The following is a 408-nucleotide window of genomic DNA, read 5'->3' on the forward strand; positions in this document are numbered from 1 at the left end:
CCGTATTCCGACACGATATACGGTTGTGTCGGTGTTTCATAATGTTGAAGACGGTGTTGGCGGGCCTGAACAAAAATGTCATAACCATGCTCCCAGCCCGCAGAGAATGCGCCTGGAAAGTGTTGGTGTACGGTTTCAGACAGTGTCGCAATGAACGCGTAGGGCATGTCTGACTCGTTCAGCGAACATTCCCAGGCAACCACACTGGCGTAATTGCGATCACGGCGTATTAAGTCTTCGCAAGACTGCACGATATGCGCTTCAAACGCAGGATCGCTGTTGTAGTACTGCCACCCCAATACCGCGTCTAAAAGCACTATCCCAAGTTCGTCAGCCGCTTCCATGAACGCCGGGGAATGAGGATAGTGTGATAATCTGACATAGTCGAAGCCAGCCGATTTAATTTTC

1 protein-coding gene is annotated in these 408 nt (G+C 50.5%); it reads right to left on the minus strand.

From position 1 onward, the window contains the following. Window positions 1-344: glycoside hydrolase family 2 TIM barrel-domain containing protein (locus FMM79_RS12300; RefSeq protein WP_240339145.1), on the minus strand; the 344-nt coding region annotated here is incomplete at its 3' end. Window positions 345-408: the final 64 nt, after the last annotated feature.

Source organism: Novosphingobium sp. BW1, assembly GCF_008107685.1.
Taxonomy (GTDB): Bacteria; Pseudomonadota; Alphaproteobacteria; order Sphingomonadales; family Sphingomonadaceae; genus Novosphingobium.